Origin of the sequence: Pseudomonas mendocina, assembly GCA_037482215.1 — a bacterium.
Taxonomy (GTDB): Bacteria; Pseudomonadota; Gammaproteobacteria; order Pseudomonadales; family Pseudomonadaceae; genus Aquipseudomonas; species Aquipseudomonas mendocina_E.
Genome location: CP148074.1, coordinates 2986075 through 3012307 on the forward strand (window position 1 = coordinate 2986075; position 26233 = coordinate 3012307).

The window sequence follows — 26233 nt, forward strand, 5'->3', positions numbered from 1 at the left end:
TGTTCAGGTGCCGGAACCCTAAGACTCCGGCTTAAATATGTCGTTAGAAGGAGTACTTAACGTTAAAGCCGATGTTGTCGCGGTCACGACCGGAGTTGTCCTGGCCTGCGCCATAGAACTCGGTGTACTGCAACTCGGCCTCAAGGCTGTTCATGTAGCTGGCGCGCACGCCCAAGGTGTACGCCTTGCGCCCTTCAATAAAGTTACCGGTCTGGTGCGAGTTGCCCTTGAAGTCATCCTTGTACACGGCGAACGGAGACAGGTTCACACCCGCATAAACGTCGTTCCAGGTACCGGATACCACCAGGGTGTAGCCATAAGCATTTTTGTCGATCTGCGAATCGCGATCGTAGCCCGCAACATAAGAGTTGTTAGGGCGGCCAGAATAGTAACGGGTATTGCCGTTGAAGTCGGTGTACTTAAGGTCGCTACCGCGTACATGCTCCGAAGCCAGCTCCGCCACGCCGATCAGCGAGTCAAAGCCCAGGCTTGGACCAAAGTTGTGGATCGCACCCAGCGATGCATTGAACATCTCCACGCGTTCGTAGTTATGAACAGAATCGCCCAGACGCAGGGTTTCACCTGCGAGCAGTGCAGAACCATCCAGACCACCCAGCGCATTGGCGATTGGCCCTGTATTCGACAGCTTGGCCGCCTGCCCAATCAAATCACCCAGCAAATCGTTGGTGGTTGAAATACCAATCGGCATGTTCGGGCGGTACGCCAACTCACCAAATACCGAGGTTTCGTTGATGGTGGTGTTGAAGCTCAGGCCCATCATGCGGATATCTTCCGCAAACTCTCGGCGAGCCTGTACGTTACCCAGGGTGTCCAGAGTCGCCAGACCACCCGCTGCGGTCACGTTCGCCACACTCAGACCACCCGGCATAAAGCTGGCAACCTCATCCAAGTTGACGCCTTGATAGCTGCCCAGATCTGCGTAGATGGTCGGTTCTTTGGCGTGGTAGTTGATGTAATAGAAGCCGAACTCCGTCGAGTTCAACTCTTCAGCGATGTAGCGGAAGGCAACGCCATATTGGCCATCGTTCTTGGCATTAATGTCAGGGCCGACATTAGCCACGCGAACAATCTGGTCACCTTCGTAGACAAAGTTTTGCCCGTTGCCACACAGCCCCCCCACTTGGAAGCCACACAGGCCGCCCGCACCTGCCCCATATAGCTGAGTCAGTGAAGCCCCGCCCAGTGCAGCTTGAGGTGCAGTCAACGCGGTACCTGCCAAGCTGGTGTAAGCAATGCTGCCGCCATCGGCAAACAGATCAGTTTCAGCGAAATAGGTGCCGACCGGGTCCAGAGCGCTTTCTTTCCAGTTGAACTGGTAGAAGGTTTCCATGGACAGGTTGTCAGTCAAACCGATATTGAAGCTCAGCGCCTCAACCGGCACCAAAACTTCTTTCAGCTCAGAACCTGGCAGGCGGAACTGCCCGGCATTGATCGGGTTAGTGGTGTTGACACCGCCCCGGTAGAACAAGCCTTCACCCCAGTTGAACACCTGCTTGCCAATGCGCCCCGTAACCGGCATGTCGGCGATATCCCAGTTGCCATAAAGGTAGGCATCCAGAATCTGCGCATCGCGGCCAGCCTTGTGGCGGGTCTCGTAGGTAAAGGTGTTATCACGCGGATACGTTTGGCTAGGCTGTACCGGCGAGTTGTTGTCATAGAAGTCATTGCGCTTATCCATGATCTGCGTGTCATAAAACGCAGTACCGCGGATGAAGGCGCCGTAGTTTTGCCAAGTCACTTCCAGGTCAGAAGTGATCTTGAACACTTCAGATACTAAGCCGGTATCGAAATTACGATTGCCATCGTTGGTGTTGACGTCGTTGTTGCTTTTGTCCTGTCCCTGAACACGCCACAGTTGACCATACGAAACGGTGGTGTCGATGGAACCTGACACTTCTCCCTCGGCAAAGCTGAACTCTACTGCTTGCGCCTGGGCTGCCAACAGCAATGGCAGCACACCTGCCAGGGCAAAACCGGCCTTGGCTGGCGCAAAAGACAGCACGGACTTACCTGTGAGAATCCCCATTGAAATTTACTCCGTAAACAAATCTCTTTTTATTAGCGTTCCGGCGCATAGCAAAAGGTCACCACCAGTGGCCGACCTCAATCCCGCTTGAGCGCAATTTCCCCCTGCGCCCTTAATCAAAACTCTAGTGCCGAAAACTCATTCGCTCGAGTCAAAGCAACCATCACGCCAACTCGGCGAAATTTGAGAAATATCTACACAGTCATGAACAACTCAATGAATTCATAAAATGACTGTACATTCACCAAACAAATACTGAACAAAACGTACAAATAAGAAACAATCGTCCTACAAAGCAGACAAGAACACCGACATAGAGCGATCTTCTTGTTCACCTCGTCGCAGAAAGATCAAGCCCTGTACAAAACTTTACAGCCTGTCGAATCCAGTCAGATGGCGTAGGTAACACTTATTTGTTACCTGGATAGATGGGTAACACTTGTCAGCCTCGAACTACCGGCAAAAAAAATGGCCCGATGCATCACACACCGAGCCATGTTTACTGCTCTAGATCGTTAAGAGGCTGGATCAATCACCCCGCAAGGCTCTTGCTCACGACCTCAAAGACATCACTGGACAGATCCCCTGAATCCAGAATGCGCTGCAATTGCGCCTTCATCAGGGTCTGTCGGGCGCTGTCGTACTTGCGCCAGCGGGTCAATGGCGCCAGCAGGCGCGAAGCGATCTGTGGATTCAACCCGTTGAGCGTAATCACCTGATCAGCCAGGAAGCGATACCCCGAACCGTCTGCGGCATGGAAGCCAACAAAGTTTTGCCCGGCAAATGCACCAATCAGCGCACGCACTTTGTTCGGGTTCTTCAGTGTGAACGCAAGGTGCTGCATCAGTTGCTCAACACGTTGCAGCGCCCCCGGCAGCGCGCTGGCGGCCTGAACACTGAACCACTGATCCATCACCAGCGGATTATCCTTGAAGTAGTCGGCAAAGCTTTCCAGCGCCAGTGCCTTTTCTTTCTCGAAAGGTGAGTTAACCAGAACCGCCAGAGCAGTCAGGCGTTCGGTCATGTTGTCAGCCTTCTCGAACTGCTCCAGACAGGCCGCCAGTACGTCTGGCTTGCCGCTGAGCATCAGGTAAGACAGGGCAATGTTTTGCAGGCTACGGCGGGCAAAATGCTCGGCTTGCGCCACGTACGCGCTGTTACGGGACAACTCACGGTTACGCTGGTAGCGCTGCCAGAGCAGATCAAACAGCTCAGCACTCAGTTGCTCACGAGCGAATTCGCGGGCGGCGTGGATGGCGTCAACGTCAGCCACTTCACTGATCTCGATGAGATAGCCCTCACCCGGCAGTGACAGCATCTCTGCCACCATCGCCTGATCCAGACTGTCGTTTTCCAGCACACTACGCAGTGCCGTTACCAAACGCTGGTCAAGCACCATCTGCTCGCCACGCTGTTGCTGAGCGATCAGGTCTTGCAGAACCTGCACACTGAGCTGCTGCCCAGCCTCCCAACGGTTGAAGCCGTCAGCGTCATGCTGCATCAGGAACATAAGCTGATCACGGCTATAGGGGAAACTCAGCTTCACTGGGGCTGAAAAGCCGCGTAGCAACGACGGAAGCGGCTTTTCCGGTAAGTTGACGAAGGTAAAGGTCTGTTCTGCCTCGGTCAGTTGCAGAACACGGCTACGGCCAACCGGCGCATCTTCACCGATCAGTTGCAGCGGCATTTCACGGCCTTGAGCATCCAACAATCCCAACTCGACCGGAATCACAAATGGTAGCTTCTCAGCCTGCCCTGGCGTCGGCGGGCAGCTCTGCTGGAATTTCAGGCGATAGCTGTTAGCAGCCGCGTCGTAGCTCTCGCTGACCACAACACGCGGCGTACCGGCCTGGCTATACCAGCGCTTGAACTGAGTCAGGTCGATGCCATTGGCTTCTTCCATGGCCTTGATGAAGTCATCGCAGGTCACGGCTTGGCCATCATGGCGCTCAAAGTACAGATCGCTGCCTTTGCGGAAGCCTTCTGCGCCGACCAGGGTGTGGATCATGCGCACTACTTCCGAGCCCTTCTCGTAAACGGTCAGGGTGTAGAAGTTGGAAATTTCCATAAAGGCATCAGGACGTACCGGATGCGCCATTGGGCCTGCATCTTCAGCGAACTGGTGAGTCCGCAGATAAGCCACATCTTCGATGCGCTTAACCGTGCGTGAATGCATGTCAGCACTGAACTCGGCATCACGGAACACAGTGAAGCCTTCTTTCAGGGACAGCTGGAACCAGTCACGGCAGGTCACGCGGTTGCCCGACCAGTTATGGAAGTATTCGTGCGCTACAACCGCTTCAACACGCTGATGAGCCGCGTCAGTGGCGGTTTCAGCCTTGGCCAGCACGCAGCTGGAGTTGAAGATGTTGAGGCCCTTGTTCTCCATGGCGCCCATGTTGAAGTCGTTGACTGCCACGATCATGAAGATGTCCAGATCGTATTCGCGGCCGTAGACCTCTTCGTCCCACTTCATGGAGCGCTTGAGGCTGTCCATGGCGTGTTGGCACTTGTCGATGTTTTCCGGCTCAACGTAAATACGCAGTGCCACCTCACGCTGACTCATGGTGGTGAAGGTGTCTTCGACGCACCAGAGATCACCTGCAACCAATGCAAACAGATAGGCAGGCTTTTTGAACGGGTCTTCCCAGGTCGCCCAGTGACGGCCGCCCTCTTCGCTTCCGCTGGCAATCGGGTTGCCGTTGGACAGCAGCACCGGATAGTGATGCTGTTCAGCGCTGACCGTGGTGGTGAATTTGCTCATCACGTCCGGGCGGTCGAGGTAATAGGTGATCTTGCGGAAGCCTTCAGCTTCACACTGAGTGCAGAACATGCTGCCAGATTTATAGAGGCCTTCCAGCGCCGTGTTGGTTTCTGGGTGGATGCGCACGCTGCTGTCGATGACGAAGCTGGCGCTGTCCGGCTGCAGAGTCAGGTGGCTGTCAGTCAGCTGATAGTCCGCACTGCTCAGCTCACGGTCATTCAGGGAGATGCTCAGCAGCTCCAGCTCCTGACCATCCAGCGTCAAGGCGGGCAAACCTTCACCCGCCTCAGGGTTACGGCGCATTACCAACTGCGCATGAACCAGGGTGTGATCCTCGAACAACTCAAAGGTCAGGTGAGTCTCGTCGATCAGATAATCAGGAACCTTGTAGTCCTTCAGATAAATCATCTTAGGCTGTTCAGTACGCATGGCTTGTGGCCCTTTCTCTGCGGCGGTGGTACGCCGGATTCACGGTAAGAGTTGTCAGACGGCCAGTTCGTGGACGGCCAGCTGATACGCTGTGTATTTGCGGATGTTGATCACGCCGGTATCAAACATCAGGTACTGGCCCTTGATGCCCAGCAGGGTACCTTCGGCCAGCGGATTTTTATCCAGATTGAAGCTGCTGATCTTGGCTGGATAGGCCTCAATCGGGTAATTGATCTGCGCCACCTGTGATTCCGCCAGCGGCTGAATGGCCTGGATACCAAAACGCTGTTGCAGGGCAGTGATGCCTTCAGCGCAGCTATTGAGCAGTTCATCCCGCACAGCGGGCAGGTCCAGCGGCGTTGCATCGCCTTTGAGCAACGCACGCCAGTTGGTCTTATCGGCTACTTGGGTGCGCAGCAGGTCTTCAACAAAACCTGACTGCTGACGTGTCGCCACACGCATGATTGGCATGGCCTGGCTGGCGCCCTGATCAATCCAGCGCGTTGGAATCTGGGTTGCACGGGTAATACCGACTTTGATGCCGCTGGAGTTGGCCAAATAGACCACGTGATCCGTCATGCAGAACTGCTCACCCCAGCTCGGCTCGCGGCAAGTGCCCGCATCGTAATGGCAGCGCTCCGGGCTCATGATGCAGACATCGCACTGGGCCAGCTTCTGCATGCACGGGTAGCAATAACCCTGGCTGAAACTGGTTTTGGTCTTGCGCCCGCAGTGGCTGCAATGGATCGCGCCCAGGTATTCCAGACGCAGGGTTTTACCGATCAGCGGATTAACCGGCAGCAGTTCATCGCCCAAGCGAAAGCTGTACTGCACAGGCGCGTCTAACTGCGCCGCCATTTTGCTCAGGGAACCGCGAGCCAACTCACTCATTACACACTCGTTTAATCAGGAAAAATTAATGCATCGTGTCCGAAGACTTAAACAACAGATTAGGGATCGGCGCGGACTTGGAGCTGCATTCCTGTGGCCCCATGTAACCGATACGTTCCTCCTCAGGCAGGTTCTGCATCTCCCAGGCTATCAGTGCCTGTAAAGTCAGCTCCTTCTGCTCCTGAGTCAGCTTGCGTCCATCGGGCCATTTGCCGATTTCCACCGCCAGTTTGAGGTTCTGATAAATCTCAGGGGTGATATTCGCAATCGCGTCGAGAAAGGTCGACATAGGCACCTCCATACTCAAAATAATGGCCAGTTTACCGGCGACTGCGGGCCAGTGCACCGCCTAACAGCCCGGTCAGACAGCCTGCGACCAGTCCACCAACGTGAGCCGCATTGGCAATGGCCCCGAATTGCAGCAGCTCAAACACCCCGGTCATGCAGATCAGCAGCCAGACCAGCATCATCACCAGCACGCCGGGTGGCAGACGGTAAGCGTTATTCGGTGCTATGCGCTGGTAAATCCAGCAGTGCCCAAGCAGACCATAAAGCACACCGGAGAGGCCACCAAACAACGATGGACCACCGTACAGGTGCTGGGCAAAGTTGGCAGCCAGGCTGAACAGCAGGCTCAAACCCAGCAGCATGAGCCGCCCCTGCTGCCATTCAATACGCCTACCCAACTCCCAATACCACAAGGTATTCATCGCCAGATGGAGAATGCCGAAGTGGATAAACATCGGCGTCAACAGACGCCACCACTGGCCACTGCTCAGGGTATGCTCCAGCGTGGCGAAGTAGATGTATTGGCCCTGTACTTGGAAATCAACAAAGCTCAGCCAGCGCACAGTGTCCAGGTTGTCACCAAGCATAGTGACCAGCGCTGACAGCAGTGTGATAACCAACACTGCGGCCGTCATCGGGCTGGCTGCTAATTGCTGAACAAAGCCTGCACGCGTGCTCTGAGCCGCGCCGTGGGTAGTCGCCTCATCTATTGCAGCACTAATGGCCTGATCGCCCTGCGGATAGCGGGCGTACAACTCTCGCACATGCTCCGCCAAGGTTTCATCCGGCACCCACACCACCTGCTCACCCGCCTCTTCCGCAACACGGTGCGGCACCTGCAAACGGCGCATCAGGGCAACAAACTGACTCAAGTCCACCTGCTCAGGCAGACGCATGGCTACAACAGCACTCATGGGCGGGCCTCCGGCCGGTCAACATTCACCCAGACAAACTTGTCGGCATCCAGGCGGGTTTCCTGATCCAGTCGATAAGCCACTAGCTTGCCGTTGAGCACCGCACTGTAATCCAGACAGGCCAAGTTGCTACGGATCGGCGTGGGCTTCCCACTGCGCCAGTAGTGCCCCACAAACAGCAGTGGCTCATCGGCCGGGTATTTCAATAATTCGGTTTTCTGCGACTCGCTCAGTGGCATCTGCGCAGCCAGTTCAGGCAAGGCATCCGGCTGGAAGACAATGTCGCCGTACGTCTGCGGGTTCTCTTCCCAAAACTTGGTACGGAAAGAAGAACGGGTAAAGCCGTCATAACTGGTCAACGTCATACCATCCGGCAGGCGCATGTTGGTGCCACGTAACAGCCGATCCAGAGCGATATCGGCAAAGCTGCCATGCTCAGCCGACTCCTGAATGAAAGCCTCGGTGATGCGGGCATCGGGGAACTGCGCCCGTAACGGATCAATCAGGCTTTGGTCCCAACAGGCATGCACAACACGGAAATGCCCGGCATCAATAAACAGCGGCAACTCATAGAACCAATCCAGAAAAGCCTGCCATTCATCCGGGTAGGCCTCGAACTGCTCCAGGGTTTCTTTGATTAAGCGGGTGTGGCGCGGCGAGTGCTCGCGTACGTATTGCCGACCGCTGCCCGGCGGCGCCAGGGTATTCCATGCCAACGCGTTCATTTCATGGTTACCCATGGCACACAGGGCCTGACCGGCCTGAACCATGTCATGCACCAAATGCAGCGTTTCGCGGATGCGTGGGCCACGGTCTACCAGGTCACCGACAAAAATCGCCATCCGTTTAGGATGACGCCAGACACCATCCTGCTTCGCATAACCCATATCGCTCAGCAGACGCTCAAGGGTCTTGCCGCAACCATGGATATCGCCAATCAGGTCATAACCACGCGCGGGATCAAGCTCCATTAGCTGTCACCCCCGCCGAGTCGGCTGCCCCAGCCCAACTTGGTACGGCACACCTCGTAGTAGTTGTGATCAAGCGGGTGAATCAGGCGCAGTTTCTGCGGACGCTTGGCCACCGTGATGGTGTCACCGGGCGCACACGTGAAGTGGTTCTGCCCATCACAAGAAACCAGCGGATACACCTGCAAATCCTTGGACACCACGATTTTCAGCTCACTGTTGCCATCCACCACAATCGGTCGGCTGGACAGCGTGTGCGGGTACATCGGTACGATGACAATAGCGTCCAACTTGGGGTGCATAATCGGGCCACCCGCAGACAAGGCATACGCGGTGGAGCCAGTCGGCGTTGCCACAATCAGGCCATCCGCTTTCTGGCTGCAGACAAACTGGCCGTCGATATACAACTCAAATTCAATCATCTTGGTGGACTTGCCAGGGTGCAGTACCACATCGTTCATGGCGTCGCCCTGGCCAATGGCTTCACCGTGGCGGCGCACCTCGGCCTCCAACAAAAAGCGCGTCTCAGTGGTGTAGTGCCCTTCCAGCACTTGGGCTACTTTGATTTCCACCTCATCCGGGCGAATGTCGGTGAGAAACCCTAAGCTGCCCCGGTTAACACCCAAGACCGGTACCTTATGCCGTGCCAGCGCACGGGCCGCGCCGAGCATGCTGCCATCGCCGCCCACGACGATGACCAGGTCGCACACCTCACCTAGAATCTTCCGCGAACAGGTTTGCAGGCCATGACCCGGCAGGACTTCGGCAATGGTGTCCTCAAGAATCACATGCAGGTGGCGGGCAAGCAGAAACGTCTTCAGCCGGCGGATGGTGTCGAGCACCTGATTGCTGCCCAGACGCCCGATGATGCCGATATTACGAAACTGTTCCATGATGCTCCCGCCGACTCAAAAACCAATACCGGATTATGGGCGAAAGCCCGCTATGGCAGCAAACCGAAGGCCTGTGCAGGTCGCTGATTAGCGCTATGCTCGCTGCATGGACAACTCCTCTACCCTTGACTATCTGATGGCTGAACTGCGCCAGAGTGCCGTACGCGACCTGGCCTGGACACTGCTATCGCCCGCACTGCTCAGCGATCTGCCAGCTTCACAGCGCCACCCTTTGCAAGCCAGCCGCTGGATGCGGGATCACACTGCGCTCACAGACTGGCTGCTGGCATTGGATGCGGACGGTTCAACGCTTAATCGACACTTGCAGCAAAGACCGGTACGACGCTTGGGCTTGTATTACGAGCAGCTGTGGCAATTTGCCCTGCAAGCCGCGCCCGATGTCGAGGTGCTGAGCGCTAATTTGCCGATTCGCCAGCACGGCCACACATTGGGGGAAATGGACTTACTGCTGCGCGACGACGAAGGCGTTCATCACCTTGAGTTAGCCGTGAAGTTCTACCTCGCGCGACGTGATACTGGCGGCTCGGCGCATGCTGACTGGCTCGGCCCCGGCAGCCACGACCGCCTGGATATCAAACTGCACCATCTCATCAGCCATCAGTTGCCGCTGTCTTCCAGCCCAGAAGCCTTGGCAAGCATGGCGAATTTGCAGATTGAGCCACCTCAGGCCACGCTATGGCTGTCCGGTTATCTGTTCAGCCCTTGGGATCAGCCCTGCGGTGGGCCTCTGGGGCATAACCCACAACATCACAAAGGTCGATGGCTGCATCAGCGGCAATGGGCAGACTTTATCGGAAACAACCCCGTAAACTGGCAACCACTACCACGCCTAGCCTGGCTCGCACCGGCACGCCTTCCCCCGCAAGAAGTCTGGAGCATCGAGCAGTTCGAAACCTGGCGCTCAGGGCTGAAAACGGACAGCAACGCCCAACTGCTGGTCAAGCTGGAACCGGGTAACAACGGTGAATGGGTAGAAGCTGAGCGGGCCTTTCTGGTCAATGACCACTGGCCGCAGCCGAACTGAAGTTACAAGCTGCGCTCAATCCGCCCGCCTGAACGCACCAAATAACCAGCGCCCTGCTCGCACAACAGTTGCTCGCGCTGCTCTGCCGAGAGTGCATCAAGGCCATCTCGCAAGGCAAAAGCACGGTAACCCAACTGCGAGAGCAAGAACACTGCACTGGTGCTGCGTTTGCCGCTGTCACAGCAACACAGGTAAGTGCGTGCAGGGTCAAGTAGGCGAGCCTTCAGGCGCAGCAATTGCAACGGCATGTTCAAGGCCTCGCTGGCATGGCCACGCTCGTATTCATCCTGCAAACGCACGTCCAACCATTGCGCTCCCGCCTCAATCAGGCTCTGCGCTTCATTCAACCCAACCTCGGCCACAACAGGCGATTTGAGCAGCTCAAAGAAGTCCTGCCGATCCAGGCGCATAACCACACCGTCCTCAAGCATGGTGACAGTGGCATTTCGAGGTTTATCGGCAAGCAATGCCTCCTCACCGAAACAGGCGCCACTCTCCAGCTCCGCCAGCAATTGCAGTGAGCTGTCAGCACCGCGAATCACCTCAGCACGCCCCTGCTTAAGGAAATAGCAGCAGTCACCTATTTCACCTTCGCGCAACACTTGGTTGCCCGCTGCCAGCGCCACCGGCTTCAGTCGTTCCAGCATGCTGCGCACGTTGGTTGGCGGCACTTTGGCGAATAAGGGGTTCTCCAACAAACGCTCCAACCACTCAAGGTCATCATGGCTCTGCCCCAGCTCCAGCAACAAATCCTGAAACGCCAGTTGCCAGGTAACCAGACGATCAAGATCAGCGCTGTCCAGCACCAGCAAGCTGCAATCGCTGAGTGCCCGTGCCTCGTGAATACGCGGCAAAACAGGCGACAGCGGATGACACGTGCTTTGACTACCTGCGCGGACTGTTTCTATTTGGCCATCCTGAGCGGTGAGCTGAAGTTCGCCTGCCAACAGGTAATAGGTGCGGGGTTGCCGATCCCCCAGCGCAAACAGCGTCTGCCCGGCAAGCAAGGGCTGTGGCGAGAGCTGTGGACGCAACTCACGCCATTGCTGTTCGGACAACACATTGAGCGGAGTCAGGCTACGCAGCTGGTCAGGATTAAGTGTGGCAACCATAGTCTCTCCAGTCATCGGGATGAATTACGACTAACTTCGGTCGGCAAGTGAACTTGCGGTTTACACAAGCCTGAGCGGTCTCACTTAGCTATCTTTGCAACGGCACTCAAAGCCGCGGCGCGACCTTGCAAACCTCCGGTATGAACAAACACCAGACGGCTACCGGCGGCAAGGTAATCGCCCAGCACGCAATGGCGCAATGCCATTAATGCCTTGGCGGTGTACACCGACTCAAGCGGCACGCCACTTTCAACTTCCGCAGCCAACATAAAATCCAATAACGCCTGACTGGTTTTGGCAAAACCGCCACAACTGGCATCATGCAAGACGTACCCCGCACGAGCCTGATCGGCAACAGCCTTCAGACACGCTTCAACGCCATGCCCAGGAGGCACCGCCGCTGCGACGTGCACAGTTCGCCCTAACTCCTCAGCCAGCAGCATACCTGCGGCGGTTGTACCTGTGCCTGCGGCCAGCCAGCAGGCATCGTAATCATCCCAGCCAAGCAGAGGCAGCTGCTGGCGAATCATCGTTACGATCTGGGCGCAGCCTTCCATACCTTGCTCGCCCGCGCCGCCTTCCGGCACCGGATAAAACTGCGGATAACGCTTCAGCCAAGGCGCCCAAAAACCCGGAGCATGCCGCTGGCGATAGCCGCCATAACCCAGCCAGTGCACCTGCATACCCAGCTCGCGCAGGTCGCGAACGGTCGGTGTGTCCTGTTCATCGCCGCGTAGCAGGCCCACAGTTTTAAAGCCGAACCGCTTACCCGCAGCGGCCAGTGCATGCAGGTGATTGGAATGGACACCGCCCAGACTGATCACTCCAGCAGCCTTGCACTCAGCGGCTGCTTGCAGATGATGGCGCAACTTGAACCATTTATTTCCACTGATCAGCGGGTCAAGCAGATCCAGACGCAACACGGCCAGTTGCACACCGGCCGCTGCTGCCCAGTCAAAGCTCAGCGATTGCAAAGGCGCCTGAGGAGCCCAGGCGGGCAGGATGACCGGCAAAATCAGCCTGCACTGCGCAGACGCGCACCTGTCTTGTGGCGAGAACAACAATTGGACTCACCCGCGATAAACCGTCCAGGTACATCCACCCGATCCAGCGGGATAGCGCAGCGTTCACCATTGGCCATAACAGCAATGCAAGTGGGCTGCTGGTAGTGCTCGACCCACAAGCGATATTGCTCTTCGCTGACAAAACATTTGCTCGCTGCGTACGCCATCGGGTTGTCCTGATAATGAGCAATGTCCTGTATCGGTATCGTCAAATGCCCAGCTCCGGGGTGATACACCACAAACATCACACCCAATGCATTAAGCCCTTCCAGGTAGCGCAGTCCACCTTGGGTTAACAGCTGTGTATTAGCCTCTGTCAGGCGCTTAATTTCCTGCTGGTTATGACCATCCTGCTCATGCAGATAAGCCATCTCAACATCACGAATGGACAGTTGCTCTTTATGCTGAGCTTGCAGCTTGTCCAATTTATCCTGCATTACCCGCTCAAACTGCATCCGCAATTGCTCAGTTTCCTGACGCGCATCCTGTTCAAGGCTACGTAACTGGTCGCCCATTTCCTTTCGACTGGCCTGAAAACGCGCAGCCTGCGCCGCAGATTCAGCCTGCAACTCGGCAATCTGCACCCGTAATGCAGCATTTTCAGCCTGCTGCTGTGACAGCTCACTTTGCAGGCGGGCGATCTGTTGGTGAAAACCCGCACTCTGTTGCTGTAGCTCGTCCTTGAGGCGCCCCAACTCTGCCTCGTGCTCCCGGGTCAATGTTTCCAGAAGCTGACGTTGCTGCTTTAGCAGCTCGGCGTTTTTCATCCGCTGGTCACGGTCTAGCCGGAGCTGTGTATCGTCTTTAGTGCCAGCGATATTCAAGGCAGCCTGAGTGCCCCGGGGCTCCTCCTCAACCAGAATACCCAGCGAGTTGCGCTTGACGGCCTCCGCTAGCAGCACCAACTCATTTTTTTGCGCCGCAAAATCAGGCTCCCAAAGAAAATGGTGATGACTGCTAACTGAGCAGTTATCACGGGATACAAGGCGTATAGGGCCGCCACCTAAATCAGGGCCAAACTGGGCTTTATCCGCAAGCAGTTGCAGAGGAATGTTCCAGCCCCGGTCCGGCGCGCCATCTTCATCAAAATCGAGATAGAAACAGACCACAGACTTAACCAACAAACGCGGCGTGATCAGGACATACGCCACTTTTTTTTGCTGATCAGCAAACTCTGCAATGTTCACCACGCCATCCAGCAATGCTTCGAACTCGGTGAACATCATCTGCTTGCCGATGCCGCCCTGCTCATTGAAGAACAAAACCGCCTCGACCATCTGAGGTTTCTTTTTCAGCCCCATCGAATCTCCCTCGCCCGAACAGAATGCCTGTCCAGCCTGCAACACGGTTGGCACGTGTTGAGTGCGTTTTCATATTTATTTAGCAAATAGCGGCAATCAGACAGCCCTAGAATTGGCGATCTACAGCCTTTGCTTAAGCCCTATGACCGCAAGTCTATGGGAAAGAACCCGCGAACCATGTGACACAGTTATCACTCACCCCGTTAACAGCGTCATCGCTACAAACTATCAGATTAGTCAAATAGCATTCTTAATTTGAATCAGGTTTCCCGGCCGAAAGAAACGGTGCCAACCTACGCCCCATCTCCTCCCCCAACGCTTGCAAGCCACTCATTGGGCGTACCATCACTTCAAACTCAACAATCTTGCCTTCCTCATCGAAACGGATCAGGTCGATACCCTTTAAGTCACGCCCTGCGACCTTGGCACTAAACTCCAGCACCACACTTAACCCATCCACTGTGACCAACTCACGGTGATAAGTAAAATCGACAAACACCTTAATCACGGTATTTAGAATCAGCGAAACCACAGGGGCTCCGCTATAAGGCTTGTACGCGACAGGCGAACGAAAAACAGCCTGTGGATGCAACAACCCCGGCAAACCGCTCAGGTCTTTTTGCTCAACGAACTGATGCCAGCGGGCCAGACTTGCGGCAGCAGCGGGCTGCAATTGCAATTCACAGCTCATGATCCTCTCCTTGTTCTTATTCGATCACTACAGCGTTACCAACACATAAAAAAGCCCCGCATCACGCGGGGCTTCATGTTTACAGAGTTGCTGCCAGGCGCGAGCCCTGATTGATCGCACGCTTAGCATCCAGCTCAGCTGCCACATCAGCACCGCCAATCAGGTGCACACTTTGGCCAGCATTCACCAACCCACCATGCAGATCGCGTAGCGGATCCTGGCCCGCACACACGATTACCGTATCCACCGGCAATACCTGAGGCTCGCCTTCAGCTATACGAATGTGCAAACCAGCCTCATCAATCTTCAAGTACTCGACCGAGTTGAGCATCTGCACGTTCTTGTTCTTCAGGCCAGTGCGGTGAATCCAACCGGTGGTTTTGCCAAGTCCATCGCCGACTTTGCTTTTCTTACGTTGCAGCAAGAACACCTGACGAGCCGCCGGATGAACGTCTGCTTTAACGCCCGCAACGCCACCACGCGCATTCAATGCCTTGTCGATACCCCATTCTTTCCAGAACGCATCGCGGTCGAGGCTGGTGGACTCGCCTTGGTGGGTAATGAACTCGGAGACGTCAAAACCAATACCGCCTGCGCCAATCACCGCGACCTTCTGTCCTACCGGTTTACGCTCAAGGATCGCATCCAAATAGCTGATCACCTTCTCACTCTCGATACCGGGAATTGCTGGTGTGCGCGGCACGATACCCGTTGCCAGAATGATCTCGTCATAACCGCCCTTAACCAGATCATCCGCACTGACGCGGGTGTTCAGGCGCACATCCACGCCCGTGGATTTCAGCTTGTTCTTGAAGTAACGCAGCGTCTCGCAAAATTCTTCCTTGCCCGGTACGCGCTTGGCGACATTGAACTGCCCGCCGATCTCACTGGCAGCATCAAACAGCACAACACTATGGCCGCGCTCTGCCGCTACAGTGGCTGCCGACAACCCCGCAGGGCCTGCACCTACCACGGCTATCTTTTTCACCTGAGTGGTGGGGATGTAATTCAACTCAGTCTCATGGCAGGCACGGGGGTTAACCAAGCAACTGGTCAGCTTGCCGCCAAAGGTGTGATCCAAGCAGGCCTGGTTACAGCCGATGCAAGTATTGATTTCGTCCGCCCGACCAGCAGCCGCCTTGTTGACGAATTCAGGATCAGCCAGAAATGGTCGGGCCATCGACACCATGTCCGCATCCCCTTCAGCCAGCACTTGCTCAGCCACTTCCGGGGTGTTGATACGGTTGGTGGTAATCAGCGGGATGCTCACCTCACCACGCAGTTTGGCAGTGACCTTAGTAAAGGCCGCACGCGGCACCTTGGTGGCGATGGTCGGGATGCGCGCTTCATGCCAGCCGATACCGGTGTTAATAATGGTGGCACCGGCCTTTTCAATCGCCTTGGCCAGCATCACGATTTCATCCCAGGTACTGCCGCCCTCGATCAGATCGAGCATGGACAGCCGATAGATGATGATGAAGTTCGGCCCCACCGCCTCACGCACACGGCGCACGATCTCCACAGGCAGGCGCATACGGTTTTCGTAAGAACCACCCCAACGATCAGTACGGTGGTTGGTGTGCGCAACCAGGAATTGGTTAATGAAATAACCTTCCGACCCCATCACCTCAACGCCGTCATACTCAGCCTGCTGGGCCAGCGTTGCGCAGGTCACAAAATCGGCGATCTGCTTCTCGATGCCCTCTTCGTCCAGTTCTTTGGGTTTAAACGGGTTGATCGGCGCCTGAATGGCGCTCGGTGCTACCGACTTCGGGCTGTAGGCATAACGGCCAGCATGAAGAATCTGCATGCAGATTTTACCGCCCGCTTCGTGCACGGCACGGGTCACGATACGGTGCTTGTCGGCCTCCTCCGGCGTTGTCAGCTTGGCTGCGCCGGAGTACACACCGCCCTCCACGTTCGGTCCAATTCCGCCCGTCACCATCAGGCCAACACCACCACGGGCACGCTCAGCAAAATAGGCTGCCATACGCTCGAAGCCATCTGGCCTTTCCTCCAGCCCTGTGTGCATGGAACCCATCAGAGTACGGTTGCGCAGCGTGGTGAAGCCGAGGTCCAGCGGGGCCAACAAATTAGGGTAAGCAGTCATGACAATCTCCACATCGGGCTTTGGCATTACACGGAAGCGCCAGCACCTCTTACTGGGTGCCAGTCGATATGGACATGACAATAGTCACCCGCACCTGAGCGCTCAATGACCATAAATAACAAGATACTGATCAAAAGTTACAGATAGGCTTGGCAAAACCAAAGCAGTCACCTACCTTCACAGCGCCAGCTCGCAATCAGACAGGCTCAAAAACATGAACAAGGCCCGGATCAGACTCGGCAACTTATCAGTGGGCTTTGTCTACGGGCTAGCCGATGCCATGAAGCAGTGCGGCTATGCTCCGGAGCCTATGCTTGAAGCCTACGGACTGGATGCAAGTCGACTGGCCGAACCTAGAGCTCGACTGTCGATCCCGCGCTTTATGCGCTTGGGGCACAGCGCTATCCAACAGTGCAACGAACCGGCGCTTGGGCTGCTGATGGGCCAGCATGCGCGCCTGAGCCAACTTGGGCTGGCAGGCGTTACCGCAGCCCAAGCGCCCACGGTACGCGAAGCCGCGCGAACGATCATTCGCTTTGAGCCGCTGTATGCTGCCAACTACCGCGGTCAATCCAGTTTTCACGAGGACACACGGGGTGCCTGGCTGCGCTTCTATTCCATCAGCCCTTACAACGCCTACAACCGTTTTGTGGTTGACTCTGTGCTCTCCGGGTGGCTGCACCACCTGAGTAAATTGGCGCAGCAGCCAATCGAAGTCGACAAGGTGCAGATTGAGTTTGCAGAGCCAGATTATGCTGAGCGCTATAGCAGCCTGCTTAACTGCCCGGTGGAGTTTTCAGCCAGTCACAACCAGCTTCGCCTGAGCCAACAGGCACTCAACCTGCGCAACCCAGAGCATTGCCCGGGTACATGGGCTCATCTTTTGGAGATATGCGAAAAGGAACTGGAACAACTGACACGCACACGCAACCTCAGCGAACGCATCACACACTTGCTGGGAGCGCTATTGCAGGGCCGCGAGCCCGACTTAGAGGAAGTCGCCACACGCTTGCACCTACCACCTTGGACACTGCGCCGTAGGCTGGCAGAAGAAGGCACACAGTTCCGCACCTTGCTTAATGACACGCGCAGAGACTTGGCGGTCGCCTACATCCGCGATACCGAACTCAGTTTTGGGGAGATTGCCTACTTGCTGGGTTTTGCCTCAGCCGAGGCGTTTCAACGGGCCTTCAAACGCTGGAACCAGCAGACCCCGGGTGAATACCGACGCGAACAGCGCCGAACCCCATAAAAAACGCTACCTCGTTAAAGCTCGGTAGCGTCTTCGTCCAACTCTGCGGGATCGTACTCAGCAGCACGGGCCTCCAGCAGTTCTTCCTGATACTCGTCCATTTCATTCTCCTTTATTGATTAATAGCTCTGACTCATCCCTGTAGCGGAGGTTCCGCTCTAAAAGATGATAGGTATCAAGCTAAAGAATGAATATGAACGCAATATGACAATTTGTCTCAGGCAAGAAAAAACCCTCAGGTATTGCTACCTGAGGGTTTCTTGTATGGCGCAGCGGACGGGACTCGAACCCGCGACCCCCGGCGTGACAGGCCGGTATTCTAACCGACTGAACTACCGCTGCGTGTCGGTTTGGGCATAACGCCCGGTACAACAAAAATGGTGGGTGGTGACGGGATCGAACCGCCGACCCTCTGCTTGTAAGGCAGATGCTCTCCCGGCTGAGCTAACCACCCGGTTTTACTTCTCATCAAAACCCTTACTAAAAAGGGCTTTTAAATATGGCGCAGCGGACGGGACTCGAACCCGCGACCCCCGGCGTGACAGGCCGGTATTCTAACCGACTGAACTACCGCTGCGCGTCGGTTTGGGCATAATGCCCAGTACAACTCTTGCTTCGTCTGGCAGCTAAGCTTTGCTTTTCTGCCTCATCCCAAGCATGCCTGAGATGGAAAATGTGGCGCAGCGGACGGGACTCGAACCCGCGACCCCCGGCGTGACAGGCCGGTATTCTAACCGACTGAACTACCGCTGCGCGTCGGTTTGGACATAATGTCCTTCACAGCAAGTGGTGGGTGATGACGGGATCGAACCGCCGACCCTCTGCTTGTAAGGCAGATGCTCTCCCGGCTGAGCTAATCACCCGCTTGCTTGCGAGGTGCGCAATGTACGGATGAACCGAACGTAAGTCAACACCCTGCTTGAAGTTTTTCTAAAAAAGAGAAAAAACATCTCACTGCGCAGCCTCCCCCCTCGGAGCATCCTCCGAGGTCTTGTGGGGTTTAGTTAGCCACTCGCAAACTCAGTCGAGCCGTAACAAGATTGTCATCCCCCCGATTCAGCCCAGCCTCGGCAATCCCCACACCTTGTTCCTGCAGCAGGGTAAACCAGCGTAGCAATTGGGCAAAAGGAGCTGGACGCAGGTTCACTTGGACGACACCGCTGCCATCACTGTCGACGCGTTCAACCATTAACCCCTGAGCAGCGGCGGTAGAGGTAACCAGGCCTTGGAGACGCGCAGGGTCAACGGCTACTTGCGGAACGTTTATGGCCGCTTTGGCCCGCTCGGCATTGGCTTGCATATAGGCATGCAAATCACGCTGCGACTCAAACGCCAGCTTAGCCTGCTGGACATGCTTCTGGGCAGGCTGCCAAAGCGCCAGATACAGCAGTACCAACACCAGAAACATGAGTAATCCACCCAATGCAACCTGTTCACGGGGCGCCAAGGTGCGCCAGCGTTGCAGTAACTGGGAGTTTTCAAACTGGCGGGTTAGCCCTTGGGTCTTCGCTAATATGCTCATCCTCCGACCACCACCCTTGCACTTACCCCCTCACCTTCACGCGTGGCGGAGCCTAGCTGCACACTTAAACCACTGCTTTGTAAGTGCTCACGCAACTGCTCCAGATCAGCAAAACCACTGGCTACAACCTGCATGGCTAAGTCTCCCCGCACCTCACTAAAATCGACCTGAGCAATCTCAACCCGTCTACCACTCTGATTGAGCGCCACACTGACCTGACTAAGCAGATTGAGCATACGAGACTGACCGCCCTCTGTTGCTCCCTGAAGATGGTGATCGAACTGCGCCCGGACATTCACCAAGCGGGTATCATCCGGAAATAACTCCCGATACAACGCCTCACTGGCTTCGGCATAGACATCCGCCTGACGCTGCAGGTGCCACCCCTGGGCGAGATTGAACACCCATTGCATGGCCAGCAATAGGATTACCACCGCCGCCACAGGCTTAAACCGCTGCCATTGGCCATTGCTGCTCTGCACCGCAAACTCACCTTGGGCAAGATTGTTGCGCAGCGGCTGCTGCGCTAACCACCGGTAGGAATCAGCCAGCGATTCGCGCTGTTCTATATCTGCCGGAACAGTCACATCTTCTTCATGCCATGCCCGAACGGGCTGAGCAACAAGCGCTCCCAAGTGCTCCCAGTCTTGCAGGCTGAACGCGAGCCGGGCGGCGCTTTCACCGCCAAGTAGGCATCGATCATTACGCATCAACAGGCTACAACCTTCGTGCGGTAACAGGTCAGCATCCACTGCTATCGCTTGGGGCGCATGCGTGCAGGCACTCAACCAACCAGCCAACCAATTTTTGCGAACGGCATATACACGATGACGCCCATCTGCCAATTGCTCCCCCAACGCCAGGTGCATCAGCTCTACGTCATCAGCCAGAATGTCCTCCACGGCAAACGGCAACGCTTGGCGTAACCAGCGCGCTTTGCGGGTAGGCAGGTTGACGGCGCACGCGGTCACTACCTCCACCGGTAACACCAACGTCCAACTGCCACTTATGCGTGACTGCGCTTCGGCAAAGCTAAGGGCTTCACTGGTCTCGGCAGTCACTAACCAAACCAGCAGTTCTGCGTTTACCTCCGCACACGCCTCTGGCGGCAGAAAGATACGAGTATTCATTGTTGCTCTTCCTCAACGACCACTGGCATTAACGCCCCCTGCCCCAAATCCCTGCTTAGTACGTATACCTTGCCATCAGCGCCCCGATACAGGTTGCTGCGCAATACCTGGCGACGATCACCGACGGTCACATCCGTAATCACCTGAAAATAACGACTACCCACATCCAGACGCTGGCTTTGCAATTTCATACCGCCCACTTGGGCTTCAAATGCTTTTATATTGGGGAACCCCTCTGCCCCCCTAGCCGCCACTAGCCCCTGCGCCGTACTGAAAGAAATGCCATCCGCAAGCGTCGTCAGTACCCGGGCACTGGCCGTATTGACGTTCAAGGGGGCATCCGCTGGCAACGCAGTGACATACAGCTGTAAGCGCTGGTAGTCCTCCGGTGTCATATCCAAAATCAAGCGCAATTCGGAGACATCAGCAAATTCGCGATTGGCCGCACGATAAGCAGGCGGGTCCAGTAGATACTGGTTGTCTTCGGCGCCGAATCCACCGGAGGGCTGGTCATCCGCGTCGATCCAATCAATCAGCCGCTCAGCATAGGGCGCATCAATTTGCAGGGTTAGCAGCAACCGGCGGAATTGCGCCACAGCGGGCTGGTTCGGCTGCCCATTGCGTACCAGGCTGTTGATATTGAAGCGACTGGACAGGTCGATAATCTGCATTTGCAGCTGCCCTCCCTCGTCCAATGCAAACGGCTTATTGGGCCGGGCCCAGCGCTCAGCAAGGTGATCGACCGGCTCTCGCGGATTTCCCTGGCTGAGGTCGCGTTGCAGTATGGCTTTCGCCAAAATTTCACCGCCCATCGCGTAATGCAGGGCTTGGCGCACATGGAGTTGGTTACCGCTGCTGCGGATCGACACCTGCTGACGTGCGATGATGCCGGCGCTAATTACTGTCACGACAGCCACTACCAACAACACGGTGATCAGGGCCATACCCTGCTGCCGTTTCATGTCTGCGGCACCTCGGGCTGAGCCTCACCGGACTCCTCATCAGGTGGAGTGCCACCCGCCTGACGGGCTTTTTCCGGTATGCCCTCGGGCAAGCGAATCAACCTATAAAGTTCGCCATACCGCTCATGTTGCAAACGCAACTCTATTGCTTGTGGCAGCAGCGTGAGGGATTCCTGAGTGCTGCTGTTGGGCGGAGGCCAAGTTTCCTGCCAGTTATGATCCTTATCCATGTACCGCAGGCGCACCTCAGTTACCCCCGTTAACGCTTGCTGTATCTGCGGCTGGCTGTCTTGTGCTTGATCCAGCACGGTCCAGTAGCGGCGCTGCCATTGCTCACCACTGAGCTGCCAGCGCACGCGTTGCAGGTTGGAGCGAGGTTGCTCCAATGGATTACGCCAGCCGCTACGGGTCAGTTCAATGACAGCACCGTTCAAATCCTCACCAATCAAGGCGGCCCGGGATTCACCAAAAGGGTCACGCACCGGTCGTGCAATCACCTGCACCACATCCCGCTCGAATGCAGCCATACCTCGCAACAGTTCGCGCAATTGCGCCTCGTGGGCGCGGGTAACCTTATCGGTCTGCATCACGCTGTCGAGCATGCGGTAAGTCGCCAGCCCCAGCAGCGCAAAGATGGCTATGGCTATCAGCAGCTCCAGCAAGGTAAAACCTTGTACACGCCTCATGGTGCCAGCCCGATAAAGCCACTAAGGCTGACCACGGCACGCTCCCTAATATCCGTGGTGAGTTCTTTCGGGTTGTACAGTGCAACCCACAAAGTAACCCGGCGCATGTCCGGCTCACTGGTATTCTTTACTTCGCTCATCCATTGCCAACGACGGCCGCCCAGCTCGGTATCGCCCTGCTCACGGCCATCGGCAACCGGCTCTTGTGACAGCTGCATTTCAACCAGACGATTATCCGCCACCCACATGGCCAAGGTCTTTTCCTCAAGCCGGGCTGCGGTTTGCAGACTGCCGCTGCCAGCCTTAAGCACACTGGCGGCCACTAGGGCAAAAATGGCCAGTGCGACCAAGACCTCAAGCAAGGTGAAACCGCGTGCACGCCTCATTTGCGCGCTCCCGTTGTCTGCTCCAGCTCAGCCTTAGGCAACTGGAAGCCGTCGCTGACCAACTGCATACGCAATCCATCCGGCCTGCGCTCTGCCACACGCAACCGGAAAGGACTCATTTCCCCGCTAGACAGCAGTAATAACTGTGGTACTGGTTTGCCGGGCTTCGCCGTTTTTTTCTCTTGCTCAGGTAGCGCGAGCGCTGCCCCTTCCAGCTCCATGGTCAGCTCGGCCCAGTCCGGTAAGGCATAGGGTTTACCGGGCAAAGGTAGCCACTCACGCTTGAAGGGCTCGTAACGTAAGACCTGATAGGTGTTTGGCGTTAACAACAAACCATATTCCTGGTCATCCAATACGGCCTCCTCTGCCAGTACACCTATCAAACCTGCCAGGCGCTCAGCCTCCCCTTGCAGCTTACGCCCCGGCCCGGCGATACCGCTGCTAAAGGCTGTCAGCGAAATCAGCACGCCCAGAATCACCAGCACAACCAGCAACTCGATCAGGGTAAATCCCCTGTTTTTTGTCCGCCGCTGGCTCATGCTGGTTAGAGATCCCAGTTACCGATATCAGCATCCTGATCGCTGCCGCCTTCTTTACCGTCGGCACCGTAGGAGTACAGATCAAACGGACCTTTAGTGCCCGGCGCCAGGTACTGATACGGGTTACCCCACGGATCAATTGGCAGGCGCTTCAGGTAGCCATCTCGGTTCCAGTTTTTCGGCTGCGGATTGCCACTGGGCTTTTTCACCAACGCATCAAGCCCCTGCTGGGTACTTGGGTAGGCGTGGTTGTCGAGTTTGTACATATCCAGTGCTGCACCAATGGCGCGGATATCGTTCTGCGCGGCGGTCACCTTGGCTTGATCCGGGCGACTCATCACCTGTGGAACTACCAACGCTGCAAGGATGCCGAGGATGACCACCACGACCATGATTTCGATCAGGGTAAAACCGCTCTGACGTTTCTTCATTACTTAACCCACCAACTGATTGAGAGAGAGAATTGGCAACAAGATAGCCAGCACAATGACCAGCACCACCGCTCCCATAAACACCAACATAAAGGGCTCAAAAAGCCCAACCAACAGCGCAATTTGCGCACCCAACTGACTTTCCTGATTCGCTGCGGTGCGCGTTAGCATCTGATCCAGTTCACCAGAGCGTTCGCCACTGGCGATCATGTGCAGCATCATCGGCGGGAACTGCCCGCTGACCTCCAGCGCACGGGTCAGCGACCCCCCCTCGCGCACCTTTTGCGCGGCCACCAACACATCGGCGCGAATCATCCGATTGGCGATCACCTGCGCTGCAATGTGCAACGCCTCAACCAGAGGCACGCCACTGCGAGTCAGAATTGCCAGCGTTGAGGCAAAGCGAGCGCAATCCGTCGCACGGATTAAGCGCCCAACCAATGGCACCCGCAGCAAAAATGCATGCCAACGGGTCTGGAAAGACTCATCGCGCAAGGCAACACGCAACGCCACAACCCCAGCCGCAATCAGTAAAACAGCGAGCCACCCCCAGCCCTTGACCCAGTCACTCAGAGCAATCAGGCCACGGGTCAGCGCTGGCAAGGTCTGCCCGGAATCAATGAAGACCTTCACCACATCCGGCACCACATAGCCGAGCAGAAAGCCGACAATCAGCAGCGAAGCGCCCATCAGAATCAATGGATACAGCAACGCCAGTTGAATCTTTTGCCGTGACTGCTGACGCTGTTCGGTGTAATCCGCCAGTTGCTCCAGTACCGGCCCCAAATGTCCGGCATGCTCACCCGCTGAAACAGTTGCGCGGTAAAGCTCGGGAAATGCCGAAGGGAATTCTTTCAGACTGCTGGCTAGGTCATGCCCCTCCAGCACCCGCGCACGTACCGCCAGCAGCATGCTTTGCACGCGGGAGGAAGTGGCCTGTGCAGCAGCAGCCCGCAAGGCCTCTTCGATCGGCAAGGCAGCCTCCACAAGTGTCGCCAACTGGCGGGTGATCAAGGCCAGATCAGCGGCGGAAATGCCCCGATTGAAACTGAACCGAGCCGCCGTGCTGGTGTTTTCCCGGCTGCGCGATGCCTTGACCTCCAGAGGCGCCATTTGCCGCTCGCGAAGGATCTGCCGAACCTGTCGCGCGCTATCGGCCTCCAGCACACCTTTCTGCTGACGGCCTTTGCCGTCCAGCGCAATGTATTCGAACGCGGCCAAAGCTATTCCTCCCGCGTCACACGCAGCACTTCCTCGATGGTCGTGGCCCCTTCCAGCACCTTACGCCGACCATCATCGCGGATACTCGGCCCAAGGCTGCGGGCATACCGGTTCATCTCCTGCTCAGAGGCTGCGTTGTGAATCAAGGTACGCATCTGATCATCGAACACCACCAGCTCGTAGATACCGGTACGTCCTCGATACCCCTGCTGATGGCATTCCGCACAACCACGAGCACGATGCAATGTCGGTGCTTGATCAGGACCTACTCCCAGCAATCGGCACTCAGCCTCGTCAGCCTGGTAAGGTTCCTTGCAGTGCGGGCATAGAACTCGAACCAAACGCTGCGCCAATACGCCTAAAAGCGAGGACGACAGCAAGAATGGCTCCACACCCATGTCGACTAAACGAGTAATGGCGCCAATAGCGCTGTTGGTGTGTAGTGTGGACAACACAAGGTGCCCGGTCAGCGATGCTTGGACCGCAATTTCGGCGGTTTCCCGGTCACGGATTTCACCGACCATCACCACATCCGGGTCTTGCCGCAGGATTGCCCGCAGACCACGGGCAAAGGTCATATCAACTTTGGAGTTAACCTGGGTCTGACCGATGCCTTCGAGGTGGTATTCAATCGGGTCTTCGACGGTCAGGATGTTGCGCGTACTGTCGTTAAGGCTGGTCAAACTGGCGTACAGCGTGGTTGTCTTACCCGATCCGGTAGGCCCCGTTACCAGCAAAATGCCATGAGGCTTACGCACGGTTTCTTCCATCAGGTCACGATCTCGTGGGCTCATGCCTAAATGCTGAAGATTCAGACGACCGGCCTGTTTATCCAGCAGACGCAGCACCACCCGCTCGCCATTTGCAGAAGGCAATGTCGACACCCGCACATCCACCTCGCGCCCACCGACCTTCAGTGAGATTCGCCCATCCTGAGGAATACGTTTTTCGGCGATATCCAACCGCGCCATCACCTTGACCCTGGACACCAGCAAACCGGCCAGTTCGCGCTTAGGCTCCAGCACCTCACGCAATACACCGTCCACGCGAAAGCGCACGACCAAGCGTTTCTCGAAGGTTTCCAAGTGAATATCGGAGGCGTTCTCCTTGATCGCCTCACCAAGAATGGCATTGATCAGGCGAATAATCGGCGCATCGTCTTCCTGCTCCAGCAGGTCTTCGGTTTCCGGAACCTGATCCGCCAGCGCGGCCAGATCCAAGCTACCGCCAATGTCTTCAGCCAGTTGCATTGAGGCGGAGTCATGCTGATAGGCCGCACCAAGTGCCTGATCGAACGCCTCACTGGAAAGGGGAATCAGGGCCAGATTACATCCACAAAATCGCCGGGCTTCAGCCAGCACAACCGGGTCGACACCTGGCCGGTATGCAAGCCCGGGCAGCCCGTTAGTGGACTGCAAAAGCACGCCATGGCGCTTGGCGAAACTAAATGGTAGACGCCTTAATGGCGTATCGGTGAGCAGCGCATTCATCCCTAAGTTGCCTTTCTTTTGACACATACGCTCCATTAACAACCTGACCAATCCTCTGACAGGCTCAAAATGGATTCTGCGTGCTAATTGTTATTAT

Annotated in this window: 23 protein-coding genes and 5 tRNA genes; 2 read left to right on the forward strand and 26 right to left on the reverse strand. The window is 56.3% G+C overall.

What is annotated here, in order from left to right:
- Nucleotides 1-43 precede the first annotated feature (43 nt).
- From WG219_13870 to WG219_13900, 7 genes are all read right to left on the reverse strand, one after another.
- Entirely contained in the window at nt 44-2047 is a 2004-nt protein-coding gene (locus WG219_13870; GenBank protein WXL24413.1) for a DUF1302 domain-containing protein, read from the reverse strand.
- Between the two features lie 532 nt (nt 2048-2579).
- On the reverse strand, nt 2580-5240 hold the full coding sequence (gene pepN / locus WG219_13875) for an aminopeptidase N (GenBank protein ID WXL24414.1): 2661 nt from the start codon (nt 5238-5240) through the stop codon (nt 2580-2582).
- 54 nt (nt 5241-5294) lie between these two features.
- Nucleotides 5295-6131: a DUF2797 domain-containing protein gene (locus WG219_13880; protein WXL24415.1), complete on the reverse strand. Its 837-nt coding sequence runs from the start codon at nt 6129-6131 to the stop codon at nt 5295-5297.
- Between the two features lie 25 nt (nt 6132-6156).
- Nucleotides 6157-6420 carry a DUF1315 family protein gene (locus WG219_13885; protein ID WXL24416.1) on the reverse strand — a complete coding sequence of 88 codons (264 nt, stop codon included), beginning with the start codon at nt 6418-6420 and terminating at the stop codon, nt 6157-6159.
- A gap of 31 nt (nt 6421-6451) precedes the next feature.
- Nucleotides 6452-7333 (reverse strand): rhomboid family intramembrane serine protease, encoded by an 882-nt coding sequence (locus tag WG219_13890; GenBank protein WXL24417.1) that lies wholly within the window; start codon nt 7331-7333, stop codon nt 6452-6454.
- Entirely contained in the window at nt 7330-8304 is a 975-nt protein-coding gene (locus tag WG219_13895) for a metallophosphoesterase (GenBank protein ID WXL24418.1), read from the reverse strand. Before WG219_13895 ends, WG219_13890 begins: the two co-directional genes overlap by 4 nt.
- Nucleotides 8304-9194, reverse strand: coding sequence for an NAD(+) kinase (locus tag WG219_13900; protein ID WXL24419.1), 891 nt, complete (start codon nt 9192-9194; stop codon nt 8304-8306). The genes WG219_13895 and WG219_13900 overlap by 1 nt, the downstream gene beginning before the upstream one ends.
- A gap of 106 nt (nt 9195-9300) precedes the next feature.
- On the opposite strand from WG219_13900, the gene WG219_13905 reads away from it, so the two are divergent.
- Nucleotides 9301-10239: a DUF1853 family protein gene (locus WG219_13905; protein ID WXL24420.1), complete on the forward strand. Its 939-nt coding sequence runs from the start codon at nt 9301-9303 to the stop codon at nt 10237-10239.
- Between the two features lie 2 nt (nt 10240-10241).
- Here WG219_13905 and WG219_13910 read toward each other — a convergent pair whose 3' ends face one another.
- The 5 genes from WG219_13910 to WG219_13930 form a co-directional block, all read right to left on the reverse strand.
- Nucleotides 10242-11351, reverse strand: coding sequence for a cyclic nucleotide-binding domain-containing protein (locus WG219_13910; GenBank protein ID WXL24421.1), 1110 nt, complete (start codon nt 11349-11351; stop codon nt 10242-10244).
- A gap of 80 nt (nt 11352-11431) precedes the next feature.
- Nucleotides 11432-12364 (reverse strand): pyridoxal-phosphate dependent enzyme, encoded by a 933-nt coding sequence (locus tag WG219_13915; GenBank protein ID WXL24422.1) that lies wholly within the window; start codon nt 12362-12364, stop codon nt 11432-11434.
- A 2-nt stretch (nt 12365-12366) separates the two neighbouring features.
- Nucleotides 12367-13716, reverse strand: coding sequence for a chromosome partitioning protein ParA (locus WG219_13920; protein ID WXL24423.1), 1350 nt, complete (start codon nt 13714-13716; stop codon nt 12367-12369).
- 250 nt (nt 13717-13966) lie between these two features.
- Nucleotides 13967-14407: a nuclear transport factor 2 family protein gene (locus tag WG219_13925; protein WXL24424.1), complete on the reverse strand. Its 441-nt coding sequence runs from the start codon at nt 14405-14407 to the stop codon at nt 13967-13969.
- Between the two features lie 79 nt (nt 14408-14486).
- Complete coding sequence (locus tag WG219_13930; GenBank protein WXL24425.1) at nt 14487-16517, reverse strand: NADPH-dependent 2,4-dienoyl-CoA reductase; 2031 nt, start codon at nt 16515-16517, stop codon at nt 14487-14489.
- Between the two features lie 214 nt (nt 16518-16731).
- On the opposite strand from WG219_13930, the gene WG219_13935 reads away from it, so the two are divergent.
- The gene (locus WG219_13935) at nt 16732-17769 is read left to right on the forward strand and encodes an AraC family transcriptional regulator (GenBank protein WXL24426.1); all 1038 of its coding nucleotides are present in this window, start codon (nt 16732-16734) and stop codon (nt 17767-17769) included.
- Between the two features lie 265 nt (nt 17770-18034).
- On the opposite strand, the gene WG219_13940 is transcribed toward WG219_13935, so the two are convergent.
- The 14 genes from WG219_13940 to gspE all read right to left on the reverse strand — a co-directional run bounded on the left by WG219_13940 (nt 18035) and on the right by gspE (nt 26136).
- Nucleotides 18035-18111: transfer RNA gene (locus WG219_13940), tRNA-Asp, on the reverse strand.
- 36 nt (nt 18112-18147) lie between these two features.
- Nucleotides 18148-18223 (reverse strand) — tRNA-Val (locus WG219_13945).
- Nucleotides 18224-18269: 46 nt separating this feature from the next.
- Nucleotides 18270-18346: transfer RNA gene (locus WG219_13950), tRNA-Asp, on the reverse strand.
- Between the two features lie 99 nt (nt 18347-18445).
- A tRNA-Asp gene (locus WG219_13955) sits at nt 18446-18522 on the reverse strand.
- Nucleotides 18523-18556: 34 nt separating this feature from the next.
- A tRNA-Val gene (locus WG219_13960) sits at nt 18557-18632 on the reverse strand.
- A gap of 137 nt (nt 18633-18769) precedes the next feature.
- Complete coding sequence (locus tag WG219_13965) at nt 18770-19291, reverse strand: type II secretion system protein M (GenBank protein ID WXL24427.1); 522 nt, start codon at nt 19289-19291, stop codon at nt 18770-18772.
- Nucleotides 19288-20421, reverse strand: coding sequence for a type II secretion system protein GspL (gspL, locus tag WG219_13970; GenBank protein ID WXL24428.1), 1134 nt, complete (start codon nt 20419-20421; stop codon nt 19288-19290). Before gspL ends, WG219_13965 begins: the two co-directional genes overlap by 4 nt.
- A complete protein-coding gene (gene gspK, locus WG219_13975) occupies nt 20418-21383 on the reverse strand; it encodes a type II secretion system minor pseudopilin GspK (GenBank protein WXL24429.1) in 966 nt (321 codons plus the stop codon). The genes gspL and gspK overlap by 4 nt, the downstream gene beginning before the upstream one ends.
- Nucleotides 21380-22069 carry a type II secretion system minor pseudopilin GspJ gene (gene gspJ / locus WG219_13980; protein WXL24430.1) on the reverse strand — a complete coding sequence of 230 codons (690 nt, stop codon included), beginning with the start codon at nt 22067-22069 and terminating at the stop codon, nt 21380-21382. The genes gspK and gspJ overlap by 4 nt, the downstream gene beginning before the upstream one ends.
- Nucleotides 22066-22455, reverse strand: a complete 390-nt coding sequence (gene gspI / locus WG219_13985; GenBank protein WXL24431.1) for a type II secretion system minor pseudopilin GspI — start codon at nt 22453-22455, stop codon at nt 22066-22068. Before gspI ends, gspJ begins: the two co-directional genes overlap by 4 nt.
- Nucleotides 22452-22994, reverse strand: a complete 543-nt coding sequence (gspH, locus tag WG219_13990) for a type II secretion system minor pseudopilin GspH (protein WXL24432.1) — start codon at nt 22992-22994, stop codon at nt 22452-22454. The genes gspI and gspH overlap by 4 nt, the downstream gene beginning before the upstream one ends.
- Before the next feature lie 5 nt (nt 22995-22999).
- Nucleotides 23000-23425, reverse strand: a complete 426-nt coding sequence (gene gspG, locus WG219_13995) for a type II secretion system major pseudopilin GspG (protein WXL24433.1) — start codon at nt 23423-23425, stop codon at nt 23000-23002.
- A gap of 3 nt (nt 23426-23428) precedes the next feature.
- Nucleotides 23429-24646 (reverse strand): GspF family T2SS innner membrane protein variant XcpS, encoded by a 1218-nt coding sequence (xcpS, locus tag WG219_14000; GenBank protein WXL24434.1) that lies wholly within the window; start codon nt 24644-24646, stop codon nt 23429-23431.
- A 2-nt stretch (nt 24647-24648) separates the two neighbouring features.
- A complete protein-coding gene (gene gspE / locus WG219_14005) occupies nt 24649-26136 on the reverse strand; it encodes a type II secretion system ATPase GspE (GenBank protein ID WXL24435.1) in 1488 nt (495 codons plus the stop codon).
- Between the last annotated feature and the right edge of the window lie 97 nt (nt 26137-26233).